Origin of the sequence: Kitasatospora sp. NPDC058184, from assembly GCF_042883725.1 — a bacterium.
GTDB lineage: Bacteria > Actinomycetota > Actinomycetes > Streptomycetales > Streptomycetaceae > Kitasatospora.
On sequence record NZ_JBHVVE010000004.1, the window covers coordinates 405620 to 431560 of the forward strand.

At 72.9% G+C, this 25941-nt stretch carries 13 protein-coding genes; 4 read left to right on the forward strand and 9 right to left on the reverse strand.

Translation table 11 applies throughout. The features are described 5' to 3' along the window. Positions 1-48: 48 nt before the first annotated feature. The 6 genes from ACFVXH_RS10400 to ACFVXH_RS10425 all read right to left on the reverse strand — a co-directional run bounded on the left by ACFVXH_RS10400 (position 49) and on the right by ACFVXH_RS10425 (position 11619). Positions 49-1272, reverse strand: a complete 1224-nt coding sequence (locus ACFVXH_RS10400) for an acetate kinase (RefSeq protein WP_074001464.1) — start codon at positions 1270-1272, stop codon at positions 49-51. Beyond that, on the reverse strand, positions 1269-3437 hold the full coding sequence (gene pta / locus ACFVXH_RS10405; protein ID WP_079271889.1) for a phosphate acetyltransferase: 2169 nt from the start codon (positions 3435-3437) through the stop codon (positions 1269-1271). Before pta ends, ACFVXH_RS10400 begins: the two co-directional genes overlap by 4 nt. Before the next feature lie 177 nt (positions 3438-3614). Further along, complete coding sequence (gene glgB, locus ACFVXH_RS10410) at positions 3615-6044, reverse strand: 1,4-alpha-glucan branching enzyme (RefSeq protein WP_074001465.1); 2430 nt, start codon at positions 6042-6044, stop codon at positions 3615-3617. A gap of 155 nt (positions 6045-6199) precedes the next feature. Next, a complete protein-coding gene (locus ACFVXH_RS10415) occupies positions 6200-7690 on the reverse strand; it encodes a phosphotransferase (protein ID WP_380740405.1) in 1491 nt (496 codons plus the stop codon). A gap of 252 nt (positions 7691-7942) precedes the next feature. After that, a complete protein-coding gene (gene treS, locus ACFVXH_RS10420; RefSeq protein ID WP_074001467.1) occupies positions 7943-9667 on the reverse strand; it encodes a maltose alpha-D-glucosyltransferase in 1725 nt (574 codons plus the stop codon). Continuing rightward, positions 9664-11619, reverse strand: a complete 1956-nt coding sequence (locus ACFVXH_RS10425; protein WP_387822192.1) for an alpha-1,4-glucan--maltose-1-phosphate maltosyltransferase — start codon at positions 11617-11619, stop codon at positions 9664-9666. The genes treS and ACFVXH_RS10425 overlap by 4 nt, the downstream gene beginning before the upstream one ends. A gap of 1042 nt (positions 11620-12661) precedes the next feature. Here ACFVXH_RS10425 and glgP point away from each other — a divergent pair. Further along, positions 12662-15328, forward strand: coding sequence for an alpha-glucan family phosphorylase (gene glgP / locus ACFVXH_RS10430; protein ID WP_049651957.1), 2667 nt, complete (start codon positions 12662-12664; stop codon positions 15326-15328). Positions 15329-15467: 139 nt separating this feature from the next. Here glgP and ACFVXH_RS10435 read toward each other — a convergent pair whose 3' ends face one another. Then, positions 15468-17315, reverse strand: a complete 1848-nt coding sequence (locus tag ACFVXH_RS10435) for an ABC transporter ATP-binding protein (RefSeq protein WP_117489576.1) — start codon at positions 17313-17315, stop codon at positions 15468-15470. Further along, positions 17312-19186, reverse strand: coding sequence for an ABC transporter ATP-binding protein (locus tag ACFVXH_RS10440; RefSeq protein WP_387822076.1), 1875 nt, complete (start codon positions 19184-19186; stop codon positions 17312-17314). Before ACFVXH_RS10440 ends, ACFVXH_RS10435 begins: the two co-directional genes overlap by 4 nt. Positions 19187-19420: 234 nt before the next feature. Between ACFVXH_RS10440 and ACFVXH_RS10445 the strand changes: the two genes are divergently transcribed. Next, positions 19421-20848, forward strand: a complete 1428-nt coding sequence (locus ACFVXH_RS10445; RefSeq protein ID WP_074001470.1) for a family 2B encapsulin nanocompartment shell protein — start codon at positions 19421-19423, stop codon at positions 20846-20848. 7 nt (positions 20849-20855) lie between these two features. Here the strand turns inward: ACFVXH_RS10445 and glgX are convergent, their stop codons facing one another. Continuing rightward, entirely contained in the window at positions 20856-23021 is a 2166-nt protein-coding gene (glgX, locus tag ACFVXH_RS10450) for a glycogen debranching protein GlgX (RefSeq protein ID WP_387822080.1), read from the reverse strand. A 175-nt stretch (positions 23022-23196) separates the two neighbouring features. Between glgX and ACFVXH_RS10455 the strand changes: the two genes are divergently transcribed. Together ACFVXH_RS10455 and ACFVXH_RS10460 are read left to right on the forward strand one after the other, a co-directional pair. Further along, complete coding sequence (locus tag ACFVXH_RS10455; protein ID WP_387822083.1) at positions 23197-24483, forward strand: Ig-like domain-containing protein; 1287 nt, start codon at positions 23197-23199, stop codon at positions 24481-24483. 196 nt (positions 24484-24679) lie between these two features. Continuing rightward, entirely contained in the window at positions 24680-25933 is a 1254-nt protein-coding gene (locus tag ACFVXH_RS10460; RefSeq protein ID WP_234348164.1) for an Ig-like domain-containing protein, read from the forward strand. Positions 25934-25941: the final 8 nt, after the last annotated feature.

Genomic DNA, 25941 nt, shown 5'->3' on the forward strand with positions numbered 1-25941 from the left:
CGGGAGGAATCGCCGACGAAAGCTTCCGAGGAGTGAGACGGATCCGTGTCAGTCCTCGGACTCCCGGCGTTCCCGGTGCACCAGCGCGAAGGTCTGTCGGGCGATCTCCAGCTCCTCGTCGGTGGGCACCACGGCGACCGCCACCCGGGCGTACTCGGGCGAGACGATCCGGGCCTCGCCGGACCGCACCGAGTTCAGTTCCGGGTCGACGGCGATGCCCAGTTCCTCCAGTCCCGCGGTGGCCGCCGCGCGCACCGGCGCCGCGTTCTCCCCGACCCCGGCGGTGAACGCGATCGCGTCCACCCGGCCGAGCACCGCGTAGTAGCCGCCGATGTACTTGCGCAGCCGGTGGACGTACGAGTCGAACGCGAGCTTCGCGTCCGCGTCCCCCTCGTCGGCCCGGCGCATGATCTCGCGCATGTCGTTCTCGCCGCACAGCCCGCGCAGGCCGCTGCGGCGGTTGAGCAGGTCGTCGATCTCGTCCACGGACAGCCCGCCGACCCGGTGCAGGTGGAACACCACGCCGGCGTCGATGTCGCCCGACCGGGTGCCCATGACCAGGCCCTCCAGCGGGGTCAGGCCCATCGAGGTGTCCACGCAGCGGCCGCCCGCGACCGCCGAGGCGGAGGCGCCGTTGCCCAGGTGCAGCACGATCACGTTGACCTCGGCCGGGTCCTTGCCGAGCAGCCGGGCGGTGGCCCGCGAGACGTACTGGTGCGAGGTGCCGTGGAAGCCGTAGCGGCGCACCCGGTGCCGGTCGGCGACGTCCTTGTCGATCGCGTACCGGGCCGAGTACTCGGGCATCGAGGCGTGGAAGGCGGTGTCGAAGACGGCCACCTGGGGGAGGTCGGGGCGCAGGGCCCGGGCGACCTCGATGCCGGTGATGTTGGCCGGGTTGTGCAGCGGGGCGACCGGGATCAGCCGGCGGATCTCCTTGAGCACGTCGTCGGTGATCACGGTCGGCTCGGTGAACCGCAGGCCGCCGTGCACCACCCGGTGGCCGATCGCGGCCAGCTCGGGGGAGTCCAGCCCGACGCCGTCGGCGGACAGCTCCTCGGCGACGGCCTTGAGCGCGGCGGCGTGGTCCGGGAAGGCCTGGACGGTCTCGCGCGGCCCGCCGGTGCGCGGGGTGTGCACCAGCCGCCCGCCGGCCTCGCCGATCCGCTCGACCAGCCCGGCGGCCAGCCTGGCCCCGTCCAGCATGTCGATCAGCTGGTACTTCACCGACGAGGAGCCGGCGTTCAGGACGAGGACGCGGGTGCCCTTGCTCATGCGGGGAGCTCCTTGCTGTCCGACGCGAGGTCCTGGGAGGTGCGGTCCTGGGAGGCGTGGTCCTGGGACTGGATGGCGGTGATCGCGACGGTGTTGACGATGTCCTGCACCAGCGCCCCGCGGGAGAGGTCGTTGACGGGCTTGCGCAGCCCCTGGAGCACCGGGCCGACCGCGACGGCCCCGGCCGAGCGCTGGACCGCCTTGTAGGTGTTGTTGCCGGTGTTGAGGTCCGGGAAGATCAGCACGGTGGCCCGCCCGGCCACCGGGGAGCCCGGCAGCTTGGTGGCCGCGACCCGGGCGTCCACCGCCGCGTCGTACTGGATCGGGCCCTCGACCAGGATGTCCGGCCGCAGCTCGCGGACCAGCTCGGTGGCCTTGCGGACCTTGTCGACGTCCGCGCCGGAGCCGGAGGTGCCGGTCGAGTACGAGAGCATCGCGACCCGCGGCTCCACCCCGAACTGGGCGGCGGTGGCGGCCGACTGGATGGCGATGTCGGCCAGCTGCTGGGCGTCCGGGTCGGGGTTGACCGCGCAGTCGCCGTACACCAGCACCCGGTCGGCCAGGCACATGAAGAAGACCGAGGAGACGATCGAGGCGCCCGGCGAGGTCTTGATCACCTCGAAGGCGGGCCGGATGGTGGCGGCGGTGGAGTGCGCCGCGCCGGAGACCATGCCGTCCGCGATGCCCTCCTGGACCATCAGGGTGCCGAAGTACGAGACGTCGGTGACCACGTCCAGGGCCAGTTCGACGGTCATCCCCTTGTGGGCGCGCAGCTTCGCGTACAGCTCGGCGAACTGGCGGCGCAGCGGGCTGGTGGCCGGGTCGACGATCCGCACCTGGGCGCGGTCGGCGGCCGGGTCCTCGGCCGGGAGGTCGATGCTCAGGCTCGACGCCTTGCGGCGGACGGCGTCCGCCTCGCCGAGCAGGGTGAGGTCGCAGATGTTGCGGCGCAGCAGGATCTCGGCGGCGCGCAGCACCCGCTCCTCGGTGCCCTCCGGCAGGACGACGTGCCTGCGGGTGCCCCGGGCGCGCTCCAGCAGCTCGTGCTCGAACATCATCGGGGTGACCCGCTCGGACCGGCCGACCTCGATCAGGTTGGTCAACTCGGCGGTGTCGACGTGCAGTTCGAACAGGCCGAGGGCGATCTCGGCCTTCCGGGGGCTGGCCGAGGTGAGCTTGCCCTCCAGGTGGGTCAGGTGGGCGGCGGTGGGCCAGCTGCCCTCGGGGACGACCGCGACCGGGGTGCCGGGGGCGAGCCGGGCGGCCAGCGCCATCACGTTGGGGCCGGGGTGCTGGCCGAGCGTCAGCAGCACGCCGGCGATCGGCGGGGCGCCGGCGGCGTGCGCGGCCAGCGAGCCGATCACCAGGTCGGCGCGGTCCCCGGGGGTGACCACCAGGGCGCCCTCGGTCAGCGCGTCCAGGAAGGTGGGCAGCATGGCGCCGCCGAAGACGTAGCCGCGCACGTCCCGGGCGAGGCCGGCGGCGTCCCCGAGCAGCACCTCGGCGCCGGTCGCCTCGACCAGCTGGGCGACGGTGGGCGCGGCCAGGGCCGGCTCCTCCGGGATGACGTAGGCGGGGACGGGCAGCTTCTCGGTGAGGGCGCGCTGGATGCGCTGCTTGGCGCCGGGGGCGACCCGGTTGGCGATCATCGCCAGGGTCTGGCAGCCGAGGTCGGTGTAGGCGCGGTGGGCGCCCAGCAGCTCGGCGACCACCGTCTCGGGGTCCTCGCCGTGCCCGCCGACCACCGGCAGCACGGCGGCGCCGAACTCGTTGGCCAGGCGGGCGTTGAAGGCGAGTTCGTCCGGGATGCTGGTGTCGGCGAAGTCGGTGCCGAGCACCAGGACGGCCTGGCAGCGCCGCTCCAGCGCGTGGAAGCGGTCGACCAGCGCGGAGACCAGTTCGTCCTGCCCGTGGGCGGCCTGGAGGGCGGCGGCCTCCTCGTAGCCGAGGCCGTACAGCTCGCTGCTGGGCAGGTCGAGCCGGTAGCGGCCGCGCAGCAGCTCGACCACGTGGTCGGAGCCCGGCTGCCCGGGGGCGGCGTGCACCAGCGGGCGGAACACCCCGACCCGGTCCACCTGGCGGGTGAGCAGTTCCATGACCCCGAGTTCGACCGCCTGGCGGCCGTCCCCCCGGTCGATGCCGGTCACGTACACGCTGCGCGCCACGTGGTTGTCTCCGTCCCGTCGTCTCGGAAAGTGGTCATATCGACCATACCTTCGCACCCCGAACGGGTGTCCGCGAGCAGAGCGACGGGGTTCGGGCAAGGGGCGGAGGTCCCGCCCCGGGTGCCCGCCGACGGGGCGGGCACCCGGGGCGTCCGGGGCACCGGAGGCGCCCGGCGCTCAGCGCGCGGGGCGGAGCCAGACGGTGGAGAGCGGGGGGAGGACCAGTTCGGCGGACCGGGGCTGGCCGTCCCACTCCACCGGCTCGGCCTTGACCGGGTGGGAGTTGCCGACGCCGCTGCCGCCGTACTCCTCGGCGTCGGTGTTCAGCGCCTCCTCCCACAGCTGGTCGCGGCCCGCCAGCCGGGGCAGCCCGACCCGGTGGCCGTGCCGGACGACCGGCGAGAAGTTGCAGACCGCGACCAGCGGCGAGCCGTCGGCCGCGTACCGGACGAAGGAGAGCAGGTTGTCCTCGGCGGCGCCGCCGTCGAGCCAGCGGAAGCCCTCCGGGACGGTGTCCAGCTCCCACAGCGCCGGGGTGTCGAGGTAGCGCCGGTTGAGGTCGCGGACCAGCCGGCGCACCCCGAGGTGCTCCTCGTGGGCCGGCCACCGCTCGTCGAGCACCCACCACTGCGGGCCCTGCTCGTGGTCCCACTCCGCGCCCTGGGCGAACTCCTGCCCCATGAACAGCAGCTGCTTGCCCGGGTGGGACCACATGAAGCCGAGGTAGGCGCGGTGGTTGGCGCGCTGCTGCCACCAGTCCCCGGGCATCTTGGAGACCAGCGCCCGCTTGCCGTGCACCACCTCGTCGTGCGAGATCGGCAGGACGTAGTTCTCGGAGTAGGCGTACACCATCGAGAAGGTGATCTCGTTGTGGTGGTACTTGCGGTGCACCGGCTCCTTGGACATGTAGACCAGCGAGTCGTGCATCCAGCCCATGTTCCACTTCAGCCCGAAGCCGAGCCCGCCGGCGTCGGTGGGGCGGGTGACCCCGTCCCAGGCGGTGGACTCCTCGGCGATGGTCACCGCGCCCGGGCAGCGCCGGTAGACGGTGGCGTTCATCTCCTGGAGGAAGGAGGCGGCGTCCAGGTTCTCCCGGCCGCCGAACCGGTTGGGGGTCCAGTCGCCGCCCTCGCGGGAGTAGTCGAGGTAGAGCATCGAGGCGACGGCGTCCACCCGCAGGCCGTCGACGTGGAACTCCTCGCACCAGTACACCGCGTTGGCGACGAGGAAGTTGCGCACCTCCTTGCGGCCGTAGTCGAACTCCAGCGTCCCCCAGTCGGGGTGCTCGGCGCGCAGCGGGTCGGCGGGCTCGTACAGCGGCTCGCCGTCGAAGCGGGCGAGCGCGAAGTCGTCCTTGGGGAAGTGCGCGGGCACCCAGTCGACGATCACGCCGATGCCGTGCCGGTGCAGGGTGTCCACCAGGAACCGGAAGTCGTCGGGGCCGCCGAGCCGGGCGGTGGGGGCGTAGTAGCCGGACACCTGGTAGCCCCAGGAGCCGCCGAAGGGGTGCTCCATCACCGGCATGAGCTCCACGTGGGTGAAGTTCAACTCCTGGAGGTAGCGCGGCAGTTCCTCGGCGATGGCGCGGTAGGTGGTGAGGTCCGGCCGCCAGGAGGGCAGGTGCAGCTCGTACACCGACATCGGGGCCCGGTGGTGCGCGGCGCGGGCCCGGCGGGCCATCCACTCGCCGTCCTGCCAGGCGTAGTCGGAGGAGGTGACCACCGAGGCGGTGCCGGGCGGGCACTGGGCGGCCCGGGCCAGCGGGTCGGCCTTGTCCAGCACCCAGCCCTGCCGGGTGTGCACCTCGTACTTGTAGGTGGCGCCCTCGGCCAGGCCGGGGACGAACAGCTCCCAGATCCCGGACGAGCCGAGCGAGCGCATCGGGTGCCCGGTGCCGTTCCAGTGGTTGAAGCCGCCGATCAGCCGGACCCCGACGGCGTTCGGCGCCCAGACCGCGAAGGCGGTGCCGGCCACCCCGTCGACGGTGCGCACGTGCGAGCCGAGCGCCCGCCACAGCTGCTCGTGCCGGCCCTCGGAGATCAGGTGCAGGTCGAGTTCGCCGAGGGTGGGCGGGGTGCGGTAGCCGTCGTGCTGGCGCAGCGGCTCGCCGTCGGGGTACGTCACCAGCAGGGTGTACTCCGGCGGTTCGCCGCCGGCCACCAGGCCGGTGAACAACCCGCTCTGCTGGTGGGTGAGTTCGGCCGGGCCGTGGGCGGTCTCGACGACCACCCGCTCGGCGAACGGGCGCAGCACCCGGATCGCCGTGCCGCCGTGCACCGGGTGCGCGCCGAGCAGCGCGTGCGGGTCGTGGTGCTGCCCGCCCACCAGCCGGTCGACCTCGGCCGGCGGCAGCGGCGCCTCGGGCAGCCGCAGCGCCCCGGTGGGGGCCGGGCGCTCGGCCCCCCGGGGCTGCGGGGCCGCGAGTGGGTCGGCCGGGGACGGGAGGGCGTCCGGGGGCTCCGAGCCGGTGCCGGCGCCCCCCTCCTCCTCGGCCGCCCGGTGCGCCCCGTGCTCGTGGCCGGTGTGGCCTTCGGCGGGGAGCGGTCCGGCCAGGAAGGTGGCCGGTACGGGGCGGGTGGGGCGGCCGGTCGGGTCGATCGGCGTCACGGCGGGGTCCTCCTGCGGCGGGGTGGGCGAACTCCTGCGGGCGGGACAGGAAACGGTCGGGACAGGAAACGGGTGGGACGGGAGACGCGTGGTGCGGAGACGGGCGGTGCGGGAATCGGGCGGTGCGGAAAAGGCGTGGGTACGGGAAGGGCCGGTCAGACGGACAGGGCGAGCCGGTTGATCGCGGCCAGCGGGATCGGCAGCCAGCTCGGCCGGTGCCGGGCCTCGTACACCACCTCGTAGACCGCCTTGTCGATCTCCAGCGCCCGCATCAGCTCCGGCGAGGCGGCCGGGTCGGCGCCGCCGCCGGCGGTGTAGCCGGCGCCGTAGGCGGTGCGGTTGCGCTGGGCCCAGGCGGCGGCCAGGTGGGCCAGTTCCGGGTCGACGGGGCCGCCGGCCAGCAGGTGGGCGGCCGCGTAGTCGAAGGAGCGCAGCATCGCGGCGACGTCGCGCAGGGCGGGCTGCGGTTCGCGGCGCTCGTTGACGGACTTGGCGGGCTCGCCCTCGAAGTCCAGCAGCACCCAGCCGTGCGGGGTGCGCATGGCCTGTCCGAGGTGGAGGTCGCCGTGGATGCGCTGGACCGGCAGGCCGTCCGGGTGGGCGTCGGCGAGCTGCTGGAAGGCGGTGCGCAGGGCGGCCCGGAAGCGCAGCAGGCCGGGGACGGCGGCGACGGCGCTGTCCAGCCGGTCGGCCATGGCGCCGGCCAGCCGTCCGGTCTGGGCGCGGTCGAGCCGGGCGACGGGCATCGAGCGGGCGAGGACCCGGTGCACCTCGGCGGTGGCCCGGCCGAGCCGGTGCGCCTCGATGGCGAAGTTGCCGGGGGAGCGGTCCCCCTTGAGCCGGCCGACCTGGTCGAGGGCGAGTTCCCAGCCGTCCTCGGCGTCCGGCAGGTAGCGCTGCAGCAGTCCGAGGGTGGCGGGTTCGGCGCGTTCCATCCGGCTCTCGAACCAGGCGGCGACCCGGGGGATGCGGGTGGAGCCGGCCCGGGAGAGCGCGAGCGACAGTTCGAGGTCGGGGTTGGTGCCGGGGTGGATGCGGCGGAACAGCTTGAGGATGTACGAGGTGCCGTAGATGACCGAGCTGTTGGACTGCTCGGCGGTGGAGGCGCGGCCGGGGAGGTTGGCGGGCAGTCCGGAGCCGGGGGTGCGGCGGAAGGAGAGCGCGCCGAAGCGGTCCCCGGTGGCCAGGTGTTCGAGCAGCCGTCCGGTGAGTTCGGGGTCGTGCACCGCGTCGTAGAGGGTCGCGCCGTCGTACGGGCCCTGGCTGAGCCGGCCGAGCACGGCGCCGGGCCCGATGTCCCCGAGCCCGCCGGAGCGGATGCCGAGCAGCAGCTGGTAGATGTCGCCGTGCGGGGCGCCGGCCGTGGTGGCGTGCTCGACCCGCAGCAGGAGGTGCAGCAGGGCCGGGTCGCCGACCTGCAGCGGGGTGCCGACGACCGGGGTGAGGCCGGTGATGGGCCTCCCCTTGCCGGCGTACCAGCGCTGGGTGGGCAGCCATGAGGCGATCAGTGGCAGGGCCGCCTGGACGAGTTCGCTGACGCCCAGGGCGGTTCTCCGGGCCCCGGCGCCCCGGGTGCCCGCGGGGGTGGCGGGACCGGTGGGGGCGTCGTCCTGGAGGTGGGCTTGAGAACGGGAGGTTTCGGACATGGCTCCCTTTCCCCGGAAGCACGCGGACTGCCCGACGGGTCGTGGCCGGGTCCGTCAGTCTTCCGGATTGCGGCGGCGCGGCGGTCGCGGCACGCGAGCACGGCTCGGGTGTCACGCCTTCGTGTGGGTGGCCGTTGGGCTGTTCTCCGTACGCGGTGGTGCAGAGAACTCCGGGGGCGCGGGGGTTCAACTCGCGCCCCCGGAGGGTCTGGTGGTGCTGTTCACGGCTGCTGTGCCACGTGCGGCGGATCGTTACTTCGATCGCCTGGTCCCGCTCAGGCGCGGGGGCTGCCGGAGCTGGAACCAGTAGAAGCCGTGCCCGGCCAGGGTGAGCAGGTAGGGCCACTCGCCGATCGACGGGAAGCGCACCCCGCCGATCAGCTCGACCGGGTACCGCCCGCCGTACTGCCGCAGGTCCAGCTCGGTCGGCTGCGCGAACCGCGAGAAGTTGTTCACGCACATGACCAGGTCCCCCTCGTACTCGCGCACGAAGGCCAGCACGGCGGGGTTGCTGGAGGGCAGTTCGGCGTAGCTGCCGAGGCCGAACGCCGGATTGAGCTTGCGGATCTCGATCATGCGACGCGTCCAGTGCAGCAGGGAACTCGAACTGCTCTGCTGCGCCTCGACGTTGGTCACCTGATAGCCGTACACCGGGTCCATGATGGGCGGCAGACTGAGCCTGCCCGGGTCGGCGGAGGAGAAACCCGCGTTGCGGTCCGGGGTCCACTGCATCGGGGTGCGCACGCCGTCCCGGTCGCCGAGCCAGATGTTGTCGCCCATGCCGATCTCGTCCCCGTAGTAGAGGACCGGCGAGCCGGGCAGGGAGAGCAGCAGCGCGGTGAACAGCTCGATCTGGTTGCGGTCGTTCTCCAGCAGCGGGGCGAGCCGGCGGCGGATGCCCACGTTGGCGCGCATCCGCGGGTCCTTGGCGTACTCCGCGTACATGTAGTCGCGCTCCTCGTCGGTGACCATCTCCAGGGTCAGCTCGTCGTGGTTGCGCAGGAAGATGCCCCACTGGCAGCCGCCGGGGATCTGCGGGGTCTTGGCGAGGATCTCGGACACCGGGTAGCGGGACTCCCGGCGCACCGCCATGAAGATCCGGGGCATCACCGGGAAGTGGAACGCCATGTGGCACTCGTCGCCGCCGGAGGCGAAGTCGCCGAAGTAGTCGACGACGTCCTCCGGCCACTGGTTGGCCTCGGCGAGCAGCACGGTGTCCGGGTAGTTGGCGTCGATCTCCTTGCGGACCCGCTGGAGGAACTCGTGGGTCTCCGGGAGGTTCTCGCAGTTGGTGCCCTCGCGGGCGAACAGGTACGGCACCGCGTCCAGCCGGAAGCCGTCGATGCCGAGGTCGAGCCAGAACCGCAGCCCGGCGATCATCTCGTCCTGGACCCGGGGGTTGTCGTAGTTGAGGTCCGGCTGGTGCGAGAAGAAGCGGTGCCAGAAGTACTGCTTGCGGACCGGGTCGTAGGTCCAGTTGGAGGTCTCGGTGTCGACGAAGATGATCCGGGCGTCCGGGTACTGCTTGTCGTCGTCGGCCCACATGTAGAAGTCGCCGTAGGGCCCGTCCGGGTCGGAGCGGGAGGCCTGGAACCACGGGTGCTGGTCGCTGGTGTGGTTCATGACGAAGTCGATCACGATGCGCATGCCGCGGGCGTGCGCGGCGTCGACGAACTCCATGAAGTCGGCGAGGTCGCCGAACTCCGGCAGCACCGAGGTGTAGTCGGAGACGTCGTACCCGCCGTCGCGCAGCGGCGAGGCGAAGAACGGGGGGAGCCAGAGGCAGTCGATCCCGAGCCACTGGAGGTAGTCGAGCTTGGCCGTGAGCCCCTTGAGGTCCCCGACACCGTCGCCGTTGCTGTCCTGGAAGGACCGCACCAGCACCTCGTAGAAGACCGCACGCTTGAACCACTGCGGGTCGAGCTTCTTCTTCGAGGTCTCGGGGAAGGTGTCGGGGACGGGCTCGTTCACTGTCACGCTGGGTTCCTCCGAACCGTGAGGAGGTGAGCCGGCTCGGCTGAGGGATCGAGCCGGACGTAGTTGTGCCGGCCCCAGGTGTAGACGGCGCCGGTGAGCTCGTCGTGCACCGCGTACGGGCCGTCGCCGTCGAGCGTGACGGTGGCCTCCTGGACGTGGTGCGGGTCGAGGTTCACCACGGTGACGACCTGGTCGGTGAGCCCCTCGGGGGTGGTCGCGGTCTTGGAGTAGGCGAGCACCTGGTCGTTGTCGGTGGGGTGGAAGCGCAGGTCGCGCAGCTGCTGGAGGGCGGGGTGGCGGCGGCGCAGCCGGTTCAGCACGGTCAGCAGCGGGGCCAGGGTGTCGGTGCGGCTCCAGTCGCGCGGGCGCAGTTCGTACTTCTCCGAGTGGAGGTACTCCTCGGAGCCCGGGTGGGCCGGCTCGTTCTCGTACAGCTCGAAGCCGGCGTAGACGCCGTAGCTGGGGGAGAGGGTGGCGGCGAGCACCGCGCGGATCGCGAAGGCGGCCCGGCCGCCGTGCTGGAGGTACTCGTGCAGGATGTCCGGCGTGTTGGCGAAGAAGTTGGGCCGCATGTAGGCGGCGGCGTCACCGCTGAGTTCGGTGAGGTAGTCGGTGAGTTCCGGTTTGGTGGTGCGCCAGGTGAAGTACGTGTACGACTGGTGGAAACCGATCTTCGCCAGGGTGTGCATCATCGCGGGGCGGGTGAAGGCCTCCGCCAGGAACACCACGTCGGGGTCGGTCCGGGCGACGTCGGCGAGCACCTTCTCCCAGAACACCACCGGTTTGGTGTGCGGGTTGTCGACCCGGAAGATCCGGACGCCGTGCGACATCCAGAACCGGAGGATCCGGATGGTTTCCTTGACGATTCCGTCCATGTCCTGGTCGAAGTTGACCGGATAGATGTCCTGGTACTTCTTCGGCGGATTCTCGGCGTACGCGATGGTGCCGTCCGTGCGGTGGCTGAACCATTCCGGGTGCTTGTTCACCCAGGGGTGGTCGGGGGAGCACTGGAGGGCGAAGTCCAGCGCCACCTCCAGGTGCAGCGCCTTGGCCTCGGCGACGAAGTGGTCGAAGTCCTCGATGGTGCCGAGGTCCGGGTGGACGGCGTCGTGGCCGCCCTCGGGGGAGCCGATCGCCCAGGGCGAGCCGACGTCGTGCGGGCCGGCCGTCAGGGTGTTGTCCGGGCCCTTGCGGAAGGCTCGGCCGATCGGGTGGACCGGCGGCAGGTAGACCACGTCGAAGCCCATCGCGGCGACGGCCGGCAGGCGTTCGGCGGCGCTGCGCAGGTTGCCCGGGCGCGGCGGCTCGACGCCGGCCGGGTCCACCACGGCGCCCTCCGACCGGGGGAAGAACTCGTACCAGGAGCCGAACAGCGCGCGCTCGCGGTCGACCTGGAGCGGCATCGGGCGGGAGGCGCTGAGCAGCTCGCGCAGCGGGTGGCGGACCAGCGCGTCGAGCACCTCGGGGGCGAGCGCGGCGGCCAGCCGGGACAGCGGCGGCAGGGTCTGGTCGCGCAGCGCGTCGGCGGCGGCCAGCACGTCGGCGCGGCCCTCCCTCTTGGGCACCCCGGCCGCGGCCTGCTCCAGCAGCCGGGCGCCCTCCTCCAGGACCAGCGCGGTGTCGATCCCGGCGGGCAGCTTCACCGAGGCGGTCCGGCGCCAGGTGGCGACCGGGTCGCTCCACGCCTCCACCAGGTACGACCAGCGGCCGGGCGCGGTCGGGGTGACGTGCGCGCCCCAGCGGTCGGTGCCCTCGGCCAGCTCGCGCATCGGCGTCCACGGGCCGCTGCGGCCGCGCGGGTCGCGCAGCACCACGTTGGCGTTGACGGCGTCGTGGCCCTCGCGGAAGACGGTCGCGGTGACCAGGAAGGTCTCGCCGACGACGGCCTTGGCCGGGCGGCGGCCGGCGTCGACGAGGGGACTGACGTCCAGGACGGGGATGCGGCCGATCACGGTGTCGCTCTCTGTCGTCTTGCGGGCGGAGGGCTTGCGAGCGGGGGCCTTCCGGGCGGCTGCCCCGGCGGCCGGGGCCTTCGCGGAGGCGGACCCGGCGGCCTCCGCGGTGGCGGCCTTCGGAGCTGCGGTCTTCGGGGTGGTGGCGGTGGTGCGGCGCGTGGTGGTGGTGCGCCTGCGGGGTGCCGCCGCCCGGTCCTCCTCGGCCGCGGGGTGCCGGGCCGTCGAGGGGGCTTCGGATTCGGAGGATCCGGCACGGACCGCCCCGGAGGCCCTCGGCGCCGGCATCGCCGGATCTGTCCGAGTGTCAGAATCCATCCGTCCGGCGGATTCCGCGACCGCTGCGTCGAGGCCTTCGGCCACCGGTGTGGACTGGTCCCGCGTGTCGCCGTGCATGCCAAGCTCCTGCCCGAGATCGGCGGCAGCTCCCCGCGGGCCTGGGTACGGGCCGGGGGAGTACCGGAGGACTGCTGGGTGGGGAGGACGTGCGACCGGAAGCCTGCCCGCGCCGCTGTTCCCGGCAACCTGCCCGGCGCCCGCCGAGCCGGCGGTGGGACGCCCCGGAGCCCGTGTGCGTCCCGGCGCACGCCTCCGCCGGGCGCGCCCCGGCCGACCCGGTCCACCCGTGAACGAGCGGGCCGGTAGGGAGGACACGCGTCCGTGCGCGGTGAGCGCCGAATGGGCTAAGAAGGACGGGAACGGACAACACGAAAAGGATTCGGACGTGCTGCTTCGCGGGGGACGCCACCCGTCGTCGTACTCCCCACTGCATCAACGACCTTCGGTCATCCTCGCACCGGCGACAAGGTTTTTGCAGCGGTACGACAGTAGTTTCGGGCCTTCTCCCGGGTGGATGCGCCATCGGAAATGAAGCCGTACCGAAGAGTTCACGTATTGGTAGCGCGGGCCCCCGAAATGTGCGCCTCGCGCGCCCCCCGTGCAGTCCAATGCGCCGAATGCGATCTCATCAATAGCCCGAACGGATGCCCAATAGTCCACTTGACGCACTGTCCGGCCGACCGCCACGGCTACGCTTCACGCCGTGAAGGCAATCCGCAGATTCACCGTCCGCACCGTCCTGCCCGAACAACTCCAGCCGCTGCACGAGCTGGCCCTCAACCTGCGCTGGTCCTGGCACCCCGAGACCAGGGACCTCTTCCGGTCCGTGGACCCGGAGGTCTGGGCCGCGACCGGCGAGGACCCGGTGCGGCTGCTCGGGGAGGTCCCGGCCGCCCGGCTGGCCGCGCTCGCCGCCGACCGGCGCTTCCTGCGCAGACTCGGCGACCTCGCCGACGACCTGCGCGAGTACCTGACCGGCCCCCGCTGGTACCAGACCCGGCAGCAGTCCGACGCCGCCCCGCTGCCCGCCGCGATCGCCTACTTCTCGCCCGAGTACGGCATCGCCGCCGCGCTGCCCCAGTACTCCGGCGGGCTCGGCATCCTGGCCGGCGACCACCTCAAGGCCGCCAGCGACCTCGGTGTGCCGGTCGTCGGCGTCGGCCTGTTCTACCGGCACGGCTACTTCCGCCAGTCCCTGAGCCGGGACGGCTGGCAGCAGGAGCGCTATCCGCTGCTCGACCCGGACGAACTCGCGGTCAGCCTGCTGCGGGAGGCCGACGGCACCCCCGGCCGGGTCGACCTGGCCCTGCCCGGCGGTCGCACCCTGGCCGCCCACATCTGGAAGGCCCAGGTCGGGCGGGTCCCGCTGCTGCTGCTCGACTCCGACATCGAGGCCAACTCGCCCGCCGAGCGGGACGTCACCGACCGGCTGTACGGCGGCGGCAGCGAGCACCGGCTGCTCCAGGAGATGCTGCTGGGCATCGGCGGCGTCCGGGCGGTGCGCGCCTACTGCCGGCTCACCGGGCACCCCGCCCCCGACGTCTTCCACACCAACGAGGGCCACGCCGGCTTCCTCGGCGTGGAGCGCATCCGCGAACTGGTCGCCGACGACCGGACCGGCCTCGACTTCGCCGCCGCCCTGGAGGCCGTCCGGGCCGGCACCCTCTTCACCACCCACACGCCCGTCCCGGCCGGCATCGACCGCTTCGACCGCGAGCTGGTCGCCCGCCACTTCGGCGGCGACGCCGCGCTGCCCGGCGTGCCGGTCGAGCAGGTGCTCGCGCTCGGCGCCGAGAGCTGGCAGGACGGGGACCCGAAGCTCTTCAACATGGCCGCCATGGGCCTGCGGCTGGCCCAGCGCGCCAACGGGGTGTCCACCCTGCACGGCGAGGTCAGCCGCTCGATGTTCAACGGCCTGTGGCCCGGCTTCGACCCGGCCGAGGTGCCGATCACCTCGGTCACCAACGGCGTGCACGCCGCCACCTGGATCGACCCGGCGGTGGTCCGGCTCGGCGCCGCCGAGATCGGCGCCGAGCGCGCCGAGGAGGCGATGACCACCGGCGAGAGCAAGCGCTGGACGGGTCTGGAGCGGATCGGCAACACCGAGGTCTGGCAACTGCGGCGCGCCCTGCGGGCCCAGCTGGTGGAGGAGGCCCGCCGCCGGCTGCACGCCTCCTGGCGCCGGCGCGGGGCCGGCGAGGCCGAGCTCGGCTGGGTCTCCTCGGTGCTCGACCCCGACGTGCTCACCATCGGCTTCGCCCGCCGGGTGCCCTCGTACAAGCGGCTCACCCTGATGCTGCGCGACCAGGAGCGGCTGCGCGCGCTGCTGCTGCACCCCACCCGGCCGGTGCAGATCGTGGTCGCCGGCAAGGCCCACCCGGCGGACGACGGCGGCAAGCGGCTGATCCAGCAGATGGTCGCCTTCGCCGACGACCCGGCGGTGCGGCACCGGATCGTCTTCCTGCCGGACTACGACATGGCGATGGCCCAGCGCCTCTACCCGGGCTGCGACGTCTGGCTGAACAACCCGCTGCGCCCGCTGGAGGCCTGCGGCACCTCCGGGATGAAGGCGGCGCTCAACGGCTGCCTCAACCTGTCCGTCCTGGACGGCTGGTGGGACGAGTGGTTCGACGGCCGCAACGGCTGGGCGATCCCCACGGCCGACGAGAGCGGCGGGGCGCTCGACCCGGACAGCGGCGAGGCCGAGCGGCGCGACGACATCGAGGCGGCCGCGCTCTACGACCTGATCGAGAACCAGGTCGCCGCCCGGTTCTACGACCGGGACGCGGACGGGCTGCCGCAGCAGTGGATCGCCATGGTCCGGCACACCCTGGTCACCCTCGGGCCCAAGGTGCTGGCCGGGCGGATGGTCCGGGAGTACGTCGAGCGGCTGTACGCCCCGGCGGCGCAGGCCCAGCGGGAGCTGGCCGGGCAGCACGGCCACGGCGCGCGGGAGCTGGCGCTCTGGAAGGCGACGGTCCGGGAGGCCTGGCCGGCCGTCCGGGTCGAGCACGTCGAGGCGGACTGCCCGACCGAGGCGCAGGAGCTGGGCAGTTCGCTGGAGCTGCGGGTGCAGGTCGCGCTCGGGACGCTGCGGCCGGGCGACGTCGAGGTGCAGGCGGTCTCCGGCCGGGTGGACGAGCGGGACCGGATCTCGGACGCCTGCCTGCTCGCCCTCAAGCCGGTCGGCGGGCCCGACCTGGACGGCCGGATCCGCTACGAGGGCTCGCTGGAGCTCTGCCGGACCGGCCCGTTCGGCTACACCGTCCGGGTGCTGCCCGCGCACCCGCGGCTGGCCTCGCCGGCCGAGCTGGGGCTGGTCGCGCTGCCGGCCGAGTCGGCCGGGATGGACGCGGGGCTGCTGCGCTGAGGCCGCGGGCGGCCGTCCACCGGTGGTGAACCGGGTGGGCGGCCGCCCGCGTACCTCCGTGCGGGAAATGGGGAATGCCCGGCCGGGTGCGTGACGGCGCACCCGGACGGGCACATTCGTGGGGTCCGGGGCCGGGGCCCTAGACCAGGCTGTCCCGCCAGGCCCGGTGGAGGGCGGCGAAACGGCCGGAGCCGTCGATCAGCTCCTGTGGGGAGCCATCCTCCACGATCCGGCCCTGGTCCATCACCAGGACACGGTCGGCGATCTCCACGGTGGAGAGCCGGTGGGCGATGATCACGGCCGTCCGGCCGGCCAGCACGGTGCGCATGGCCCGCTGCACGGCCTGCTCCCCGGGGACGTCCAGCGAGCTGGTCGCCTCGTCCAGGATCAGCACCGCCGGGTCGGCCAGCAGCGCGCGGGCGAAGGCCACCAGCTGGCGCTGGCCGGCCGAGATCCGGCCGCCGCGCTTGCGCACGTCGGTGTCGAAGCCGTCCGGCAGGGCGGCGATGAACTCGTACGCGCCGATGTCCCGGGCGGCCTGCTCGACCTCCTCCCGGGTGGCGCCGGGGCGGCCGACCGCGATGTTCTCGGCGACGGTGCCGGAGAACAGGAAGGACTCCTGGGTCACCATCACGACGCCGCGCCGCAGTTCGGGGGTGGCCAGGTCGCGCAGGTCCACGCCGTCCAGCCGGATCCGGCCGTCGGTCGGGTCGTAGAAGCGGGCCAGCAGCTTGGCGACCGTGGACTTGCCCGCGCCCGTCGCGCCGACCACCGCGACCGTCTGCCCGGCGGGGATCAGCAGGTCGAAGGCCGGCAGCACCTCCTTGCCCGTCCGGTAGGCGAAGCGGGTGCCCTCGAAGGCGACCGCGCGGCCCTGGCCGGAGGCCTCCGGCAGCTCGGCGGGTTCGGCCGGCTCGGCGACGGTCGGCTCGTGGGCGAGCAGGCCGGCGATCTTCTCCAGGGCGGCGGCGGCCGACTGGTAGCTGTTCAGGAACATCGCCAGCTGGTCGACCGGGTCGAAGAGCCGGCGCAGGTAGAGCGCGAAGGCGGTGAGCACGCCCAGCTCCAGCGCGTCGTCGACGACCAGGTAGGCGCCGAGCAGCACCACGCCGGCGAACCACAGGTTGGCGGTGAGGCGGGAGAGGCCGACGTAGCGGGCGATCTCCAGCAGGCCGTCCGCGGTGGCGGTGGCGGACTGCCGGTTGACCACGGCGAAGGCGGCGTCGTTGGCCTTCTCCCGGCGGAAGGCCTGCACCGGGCGGATGCCGTTCATGGTCTCGGTGAAGCGGACGATCAGCGAGGCGGCCGAGGTGCGCGAGCGCCGGTAGACCCGGCGCGAGCGGCGGCGGAAGGAGTGGGCGATCAGGGCCAGCGGCAGGAAGGACGCCAGCGAGACCAGGCCGAGCCGCCAGTCCAGCACCACCAGCAGCACCGAGATGTAGCAGACCGACAGCAGGACCGTCAGCAGCTCCTGGAGGCCCTCGGAGAGCAGCTCGCGCAGCGCGTCGATGTCGCTGGTGGCGCGGGAGATGATCCGGCCCGAGGTGTAGCGCTCGTGGAAGTCCAGGCTGAGCCGCTGGGCGTGCCGGAAGATCCGGCCGCGCAGCTCCAGCACGATGTCCTGGTTGACCCGGGCGCTGATCTTGATGAAGACCCACTGCAGCACCGGGCTGAGCAGCGCGCAGAACAGGTAGGCCGCGACCACGGCGATCAGCGGGCCGGAGTCGTGCTCGCGCAGCGCCGGGATGCCGCGGTCCATCGCCACCGCGACCAGCAGCGGGCCGGACTGGAGCGCGGCCTGCTGGACCAGGATCACCACCATCGCGACGGTGATCCGGGCCCGGTGGGTGCGCAGCAGCGAGCGCAGCAGCGCCCGGGGCGCGCCCGGCGGGACGGGGATGTCCTCCTCGTCGGCGGGCGGCGGGGGGAGCTCCTCCTCGGCCGGCGCGACGGGTTCGGCCCGTACGGGTTCGGCGGTGGTGGTCATGCGCGCGCTCCTTCCGGTGCGAGGGGGCCGTCGGGTATCAGGGCGGCCTCGCCCGACATCAGTTCCCGGTAGTGCGCGCAGTCGCGCAGCAGTTCCTGGTGGGTGCCGACGGCCTCGATCCGGCCGTCCGCCAGCACCGCGACCCGGTCGGCGAGCAGCACGGTGCTGGGGCGGTGGGCGACGACCAGGGCGGTGGTGGTGCCGAGGACCTCGCGCAGGGCCCGCTCGACGAGGGCCTCGGTGTGCACGTCCAGGGCGGAGAGCGGGTCGTCCAGGACGAGGAAGGCCGGGTCGCCGACCACCGCGCGGGCCAGCGCGAGGCGCTGGCGCTGGCCGCCGGACAGGCTCAGGCCCTGCTCGCCGACCTCGGTGTCCGGGCCGTTCGGGAGTTTCTCGACGAAGCCGGCCTGGGCGGTGTCGAGGGCGGTGCGCAGCTGTTCCTCGCCGGCGCCCGGGGCGCCCATCAGGACGTTCTCCCGGACGGTGGCGGAGAACAGGGTGGGCTCCTCGAAGGCGACCGAGACGAGTTCGCGCAGCCGCGGCCGGGGCAGTTCGCGGATGTCCCGGCCGTCCAGCGTGATGGTGCCGGCGGTGGCCTCGTACAGCCGGGGGAGCAGGGCGGTGAGGGTGGTCTTGCCGCTGCCGGTGGCGCCGACCAGGGCCATCGTCTCGCCGCTGCGGATGTGCAGGTCGACGCCGGCCAGCAGGTCGGGGCTGCCGTCGGGGGCGTCGGGGTAGCGGAAGCGGACGCCGGTGAAGCGGATGCCGTCCGGGGCGGTGGGCGCCGCGGCGGTGCCCGGGGCGGGGGCGTCCGCCTCGGGGGTGTCCGGTTCGTCCAGCACCTCGAAGAACCGGTCGGTGGCGGTGGCGGCCTCGTTGGCGTAGGCGAGCAGCCAGCCGAGCGACTCGACCGGCCAGCGCAGCGCGAGCGCGGTGGAGAGGAAGGCGACCAGGGTGCCGGCGCTCAGGTCGTCGTGGGCCACCAGGTAGGCGCCGACGGCGAGGGCGCCGGCGAGCGCGATCTCCGGCAGGCCGACGATGACGGCCCAGAGGTTGGCGAGCAGGTGCGCCTTGCGCAGTTCGGTGCGGCGCAGCTCCTGGGCCTGGGCGCGGAAGCGCTCGGTCATCGACCGGTGCCGGCCGAAGGCCTTGAGGATGCGGATGCCGAGGACGGACTCCTCGACCAGGGTGGCGATGTCCCCGTTCTGGTCCTGGGCGAGCCGGGCGGCGCCGGAGAAGCCGGACTCGAACCGCCGGGTGAGCACGAACAGCGGGACGACGGGCACCAGGGCGATCAGCGCGAGCCGCCAGTCCTGGGTGAACATCACCACGGTGCCGGCCAGGAACATCACCGAGTTGACGATCAGGAAGACCAGCGGGAAGGCCAGGAACAGCCGCATGGTGTACATGTCGGCGGTGGCCCGGGAGAGCAGCTGGCCGGAGCCCCAGCGGTCGTGGAAGGAGACCGGCAGCCGTTGGAGCTTGGCGAAGAGGTCCCCGCGCATCGCCGTCTCCAGCCCGGCCAGCGGGCGGGCCAGCACCACCCGGCGGGTGTAGAACAGCGCGGACTCGATCGTGCCGAGGACCAGCAGCAGGCCGACCAGCGGCCAGAGGCCGGCCAGGTCGTGCTCGGCGAGCGGGCCGTCCACGATCAGGCCGAGGACCACCGGGACGGCGAGGGTGCTGAGCATGCCGAGGGTGGCGGCCGTCACCGAGACGGCCAGCCGGCCGCGGACGGCGCGCGCGTACGGCCACAGGCGCAGCAGGGAGCGGACCGTGGAGTGCCGCGGCCCGGGCCCGGCGGGGCCGGTTCCGTCGCTCTGGGGGCTTCCCGGGGTCGGGTTCTCGGGGTCTTGTCTGTTCTCGGCCATCGCGGTGAGGGTAGGCAGACGGGCCGTCATTTCTCATCCGGTTTTTCGCCCCTGTCGGTGGCGCCCGGCGAGAACCGGCCACTCGGACGGGCGGTGCGGGCGCGAATTAGGGGGCGCGCGCCGCCATTCATGCAGGTAGGAGTGCGCCGTGCGCCTCTTGCGGGCGCCTGCCGATGAGCCGATGACACGTCCTGTACGGATGTCCAGTGGTGCGTGAGTGACAGGAGTGCACAGATGACGGTCGAAACCGAGCCCACCCCCGGCCCCGGCTCGGCAATCGTGCAGGTACGGGCCCAGCTCAGCCTGAGCACGACCGCGGCGAGGAACCTGGCGACGACGACCAAGTCGAAGCCGCAGATGCAGGAGATCACCTCCCGCTGGCTGCTGAAGATGCTGCCGTGGGTGCAGGTCAGCGCGGGGACCTACCGGGTCAACCGGCGGCTGAGCTACGCGCCCGGGCGCGGCCGGGTGAGCTTCGCCAAGACCGGCGCCGCGGTGACGGTGATCGCCCCCTCGCTGGCGGAGGTCCCGGCGCTGCGCGGCTTCGAGGACGAGGAGGTGCTGGCCGAGCTGGCCCGCCGGTTCGTGCAGCGGGACTTCGCGCAGGGCGAGGTGCTGGTGCAGGAGGGGGCGCCGATCGAGGAGGTGTTCCTGATCGCGCACGGCAAGGTGGACCGGATCGGCACCGGCAAGTACGGCGAGGTGACGGTGCTCGGCACGCTCGCCGACGGCGACCACGTCGGCGACGAGGCGATCACCGAGGGCGGCGGCAGCTGGCCGTACACCGTGAAGGCGAGCACCTCCGGGGTCGCGATGGCGCTGTCCTGGCCGGTGCTCCAGGAGCTGATCGGCCGTTCCGAGTCGCTGCGCGAGCAGCTGCTGGGCTTCGCCGCGGACGCGGCGCAGGCGCAGAACGAGCACGGCGAGGCGGAGATCGACCTCGCGGCCGGCCGGCAGGGCGAGTACGAGCTGCCCGGCGCCTTCGTGGACTACGAGCTGCGGCCGCGCGAGTACGAGCTGAGCGTCGCGCAGACCGTGCTCAAGGTGCACAGCCGGGTCGCGGACCTCTACAACCAGCCGATGAACCAGACCGAGGAGCAGCTGCGGCTGACCATCGAGGCCCTGCGGGAGCGGCAGGAGCACGAGATCATCAACAACCCGGAGTTCGGCCTGCTCGGCAACACCGACTTCGACCAGCGGATCCAGACCCGCGCCGGGGCGCCCACCCCGGACGACCTGGACGAGCTGCTGAGCATGCGCCGCGACACCGACTACCTGTTCGCCCACCCGCGCGCGATCGCGGCCTTCGAGCGGGAGTGCAACCGGGCCGGCGTCTACCCGTCCACCGTCGACGTCCTCGGCAAGCAGCGGCCGACCTGGCGCGGGGTGCCGATCTTCCCGTGCAACAAGATCCCGGTGTCCGACCAGCAGACCAGCGCGTTCATCGCGATGCGCGTCGGCGAGGACAACCAGGGCGTGGTCGGCCTGACCCAGATCGGCATCCCGGACGAGGTGGAGCCGGGCCTGAACGTCCGCTTCATGGGCATCGACGAGAAGGCGATCGCCTCCTACCTGGTGAGCACCTACTACTCGGCGGCGGTGCTGGTGCCGGACGCGATCGGCGTGCTGGAGAACGTCGAGCTCGGGCACGCCGGGAGCTGAGCCCCGGCTACGTGGCGGGGGCGGGCGCGCGCAGCAGCCGCAGCGAGCGCCCGCCCAGCACGACGGCGCCGGCCGGGGACGGTCCGTCCGGGCCCGTGGCGGCGGTGTCGACCAGGGCCTCCCAGCCGGGGGCCGGCGCCGCCGCGGGCAGGGTGAACACCACCGGGTCGTGGCCCGCGTTGAGCAGCAGCAGGAAGCCGTCGTCGCCGATCGGCCGCCCGGCCTCGTCCCGTTCGGGCAGCGCGGAGCCGGAGAGCAGCATGCCGAGGCAGGCGGTCGGCGCGAACCAGTCGGCCTCGGTCATCTCCGTGCCGCGCGGGGTGAACCAGGTGAGGTCGGGCCGGCCGCCGGGGGTGGTGGCCCGGCCGGAGAAGAACGCCCGCCGGTGCAGCACCGGGTGGTCCCGGCGCAGCCGGACCAGCCGGGCGGTGAGCGCGCACAGCTCCTGCCAGCCGGGCTGTTCCAGCAGCGACCAGTCCAGCCAGCCGACCTCGTTGTCCTGGCAGTAGGCGTTGTTGTTGCCGCCCTGGGTGCGGCCCAGTTCGTCCCCGGCGGTGAGCATCGGGACGCCGGCGGAGAGCAGCAGGGTGGCCGTCAGGTTGCGCAGTTGGCGCAGGCGCAGCCGGTTGACCTGCTCGTCGGTGGTCTCGCCCTCGGTGCCGTGGTTCCAGGAGCGGTTGTCGTCGGTGCCGTCCCGGTTGTCCTCGCCGTTGGCCTCGTTGTGCTTGCGGTCGTAGGAGACCAGGTCGCGCAGGGTGAAACCGTCGTGCGCCGTCACGTAGTTGACCGAGGCGTACGGGCGGCGGCCGGCCCGCTGGTAGAGGTCGGAGGAGCCGGAGAGGCGGTAGCCGAGTTCGCGGACGTCCGGGCGGGCGCCGCGCCAGAAGTCCCGGACGGTGTCGCGGTACTTGTCGTTCCACTCGGCCCACAGCGGGGGGAAGCCGCCGACCTGGTAGCCGCCGGGGCCGACGTCCCAGGGTTCGGCGATCAGCTTCACCCGGCTCAGCACCGGGTCCTGGGCGACGGCGGCGAGGAAGGGGTGGTCGGTGTCGACGGCGTCGCCGCCGTTCGTGCCGCCGCGGGCCAGGGCGGCGGCCAGGTCGAAGCGGAAGCCGTCCACGCCCATCTCGGTGACCCAGTACCGCAGCGAGTCGGTGACCAGCCGGATCACCTGGGGGCGGCGGGTGTCCAGGGTGTTGCCGCAGCCGGTGTAGTCGGCGTAGCCGCGCGGGCGGTTGGGCGGGAGGCGGTAGTAGGCGGCGTTGTCGATGCCGCGGAGGCTGAGCGAGGGGCCGAGTTCGGCGCCCTCGGCGGTGTGGTTGAACACCACGTCCAGGATCACCTCGATCCCGGCGGCGTGCAGGGCGCGGACCATCCGCTTGAACTCGCCGACCTGGCCGCCGCGGGAGCCGGAGGCGGAGTAGCCGGCGTGCGGGGCGAAGTAGCCGATCGTGTTGTAGCCCCAGTAGTTGACCAGGCCGCGGGCCTGGAGGTGGTCCTCGCTGGCGTACTGGTGCACCGGCAGCAGTTCGACGGCCGTCACCCCGAGGCGGGTGAGGTGGGCGAGGGCGGCGGGGTGGGCGAGGCCGGCGTAGGTGCCGCGCAGAGGCGGGGGGACGTCGGGGTGGCGCATGGTGAAGCCGCGCACGTGCAGCTCGTAGAGGACGGTCTCGGCCCACGGGGTCTTCGGGCGGCGGTCGTCGGACCAGTCGTCCTCGTCGTGGACGACCACGGACCTGGGCACGTACGGGGCGGAGTCGCGGTTGTCCCGGACGGTGTCGGCGACGTCCGCCTCGGGCCAGTTGCGGACGGCCGCGCAGGCGGCGTCGTGGGAGGTGTAACAGCCGTCGACGGCGCGGGCGTACGGGTCGAGCAGCAGTTTGGCGGGGTTCCAGCGGGCGCCGGTCCACGGGTCCCAGCGGCCGTGCACGCGGTAGCCGTAGCGGGTGCCGGGGCGTACGCCGGGGAGGAAGCCGTGCCAGACCTGGACGTCCTGCTCGGTGAGGTGGTGGCGGGTCTCCTGGCCGTCCTCGTCGAACAGGCACAGTTCGACGGCTTCGGCGGCGGGGGCCCAGAGGGCGAAGTTGGTGCCTCGCCGGCCCGTGCGGTCCAGGTGGTGGCGGGCGCCGAGGGGTTGGCAGCTGCCGGGGTTCAGCTGCTGTTCTGACGCCATGGCGGGGGCCTCCCTGGGCGGGGTGTTCTGGGTCCATTCACCTTCTCTTTCCCGGAATGTGTTGGCCGGAAGCGGTCCGGGGTTTCGGGAGCGGGGGTTTCGGGGGCGGCGTGTCTTCGTTGGGAGGGTTCTCGTTGTTCCGGGCATCGGACTTGAACAGTGGGAGGGCCCCGGGATGCGGCGCCGTGGACGGGTGTGGGCGCGGGGCGTGGCGGCGGTGGCCTGCTGCGTGGCGGTCCTGGCGGGGTGCGGCGGGCCTCCGGTCGTGCCGGACGGGGACGCGGTGGGGCCGGGTGGGCGTACGGCCCCGGCGGCGCCCTCGCGGGCGGTGCTCTCGGTGCAGCCGGTGGACGGGGCGCAGGACGTGCGGCCGGAGGGGGCCGTCCGGGTGACGGTGGCGCAGGGGCGGCTGGTCTCGGTGCGGCTGGCGGACGGGAAGGGCACGGAGGTGCCGGGCACGATCGCGGCCGACGGCGGCGAGTGGGCGCCGGACGGGCCGCTGCCGCTCGGGACGGCCTTCACGGTGGACTCCGTGGCGGAGGACGACCAGGGGCAGCGGGCGGCCCAGCACTCGGCGTTCACGACCGTCACCCCGACGCACACCTTCGTGGCGTTCTTCACCCCGGAGGACGGTTCCACGGTGGGGGTCGGGATGCCGGTCTCGCTGCGGTTCAGCCGTCCGATCACCGACCGGGCGGCGGTGGAGAAGGCGGTGCAGGTCACCGCCGATCCGCCGGTGCCGGTGGCCGCGCACTGGTTCGACGGGCAGCGGCTGGACTTCCGCCCGCAGGCGTACTGGGCGGCCGGGACGAGGGTCACGGTGGCGCTGCGGCTGAAGGACGTGCAGGGCGCGCCGGGGGAGTACGGCACCCAGAGCCGGGAGCTGCACTTCACCGTCGGGCGGGCGCAGGTCTCCACCGTCGACCTGGACGCCCACACCCTGACCGTCCGGGCGGGGCAGGGCGGCAAGGTGGTCCGGGTGCTCAAGGTCTCCGGCGGCAGCCGGGACCACTCCACCTACCGGGGGGTGATGGTGGTGTCGGAGAAGTACAAGGTGACCAGGATGAACTCGCAGACCGTCGGCATGGGCGACGAGTACGACATCAAGGACGTCCCGCACGCGATGCGGCTGACCGCCTCCGGCACCTTCGTGCACGGCAACTACTGGGCGGACCCGGGGGTGTTCGGCGCCGCCAACACCAGTCACGGCTGCATCGGGCTCTCCGACGCCAAGGGCGGGGCGAGCAAGGACTCCCCGGCGGGCTGGCTGTTCGAGCACACCCTGGAGGGGGACGTGCTGGAGGTGAAGGCCTCCTCCGGGGACTTCGTGCCGCCGCAGAACGGGCTGAACGGCTGGAACGTGCCGTGGGAGCAGTGGGTGGCGGGGAGTGCGCTGGGTCGGGGGGCGGCGGCCCCCGCGTCCGCTTCGGCGGCTCCTCCGTCGGCTTCGGCGCTGCCGTAAGTCCCGTTCGCCCGTTACGTCCTGTCTTCACCACGGTTTCACGCCCGCGTCAACCGACTCCTCTCAGGTTTCACTCGGACGGCTTAGCTATCCTGCTCCGGCGCGCCCGCAGCCCGGCCCGGAAAGATCCACGTCCGGTGCAACTCACGGGGGCACTCAACGCGTCAAGAGAGTGAATACCGGGAGGGGAGAAACCGTGAAGACGGGGAAGACGGCCGGCACCGCGATACGCACCACCAACCGCTACGGGCGGAAGAGTGCGATGGCGCTGGTCATGGGCGGGGTACTGCTGCTCACCGCGGCCTGTGGCGACGACAAGGGCAGTGGTTCGGGCGGTACGGGGGGTTCGGGCGGCGGCAGCGCGGCCTCGGCCGCGGCGGACGGGGGCGGGTCGGCCACGCCGAAGCCCTCGGCCGCGGTGCTGGCCGTGGAGCCGAAGGACGGTGCCCTGGACGTCCCGCCGAACGGGCTGCAGGTGTCCGTCTCGAACGGCAAGCTGACGACGGTCGAGGTGACCGACAAGGACGGCAAGCCGGTCGAGGGCGCGATCACCCCGGACGGCTCCGGCTGGAAGCCCGCGGGCGCGCTCGCGGTCGGCATGGCGTACAAGGTGAACGCCCAGGCGAAGGACGGCGAGGGCCTGGTGGCCGCGTCCACCACCTCGTTCACCACGCTGACGCCGGAGAAGAAGATCTCCACCAACGACAACATCAGCGACGGCGCCACCTACGGCGTCGGCATGATCGTCTCGGTGAACTTCAACAAGGACGTCAAGAACAAGGACGCCGTCGTCAAGGGCATCTCCATCGAGAGCAGCAACGGCACCGTGGTGAAGGGCCACTGGTTCGGCGACCGCCGGGTGGACTTCCGTCCGGAGGCGTACTGGGCGCCGGGCACCAAGGTGACCGTCAAGTACCGGCTGAAGAACGTCGAGGTCGCCCCCGGCATCTACGGCGACGTGGACAAGGACGAGCCGTTCACCATCGGCCGGTCGATGGTCTCCACCGCGGACGCCAAGGCGCACCAGATGACCGTCGAGCGGGACGGCAAGAGCACCACCCTGCCGGTCACCCTCGGCGCGGACGCCACGCCGTCCTGGGGCGGGACGATGGTGGTCATGTCCAAGGAGAAGGTCACCCGGATGAACTCGCAGACCGTCGGTCTCGGCGGCGAGTACGACATCCAGGACGTGCCGCACGCGATGCGGCTGACCACCTCCGGCACCTTCGTGCACGGCAACTACTGGGCCAGCCCGTTCGGCAAGACCAACGCCAGCCACGGCTGCGTGTCGATGCAGGACGTGAAGGGCGGCAGCGACTCCTCCGTCGCCGGCAAGTTCTTCAACGACTCGATGATCGGTGACCCGATCAAGGTCGTGAACACCAAGGAGAAGACCGTCGCGCCCTCCAACGGGCTCGGCGGCTGGAACGTCGACTGGGCCGCCTGGTAGGCCCCTTC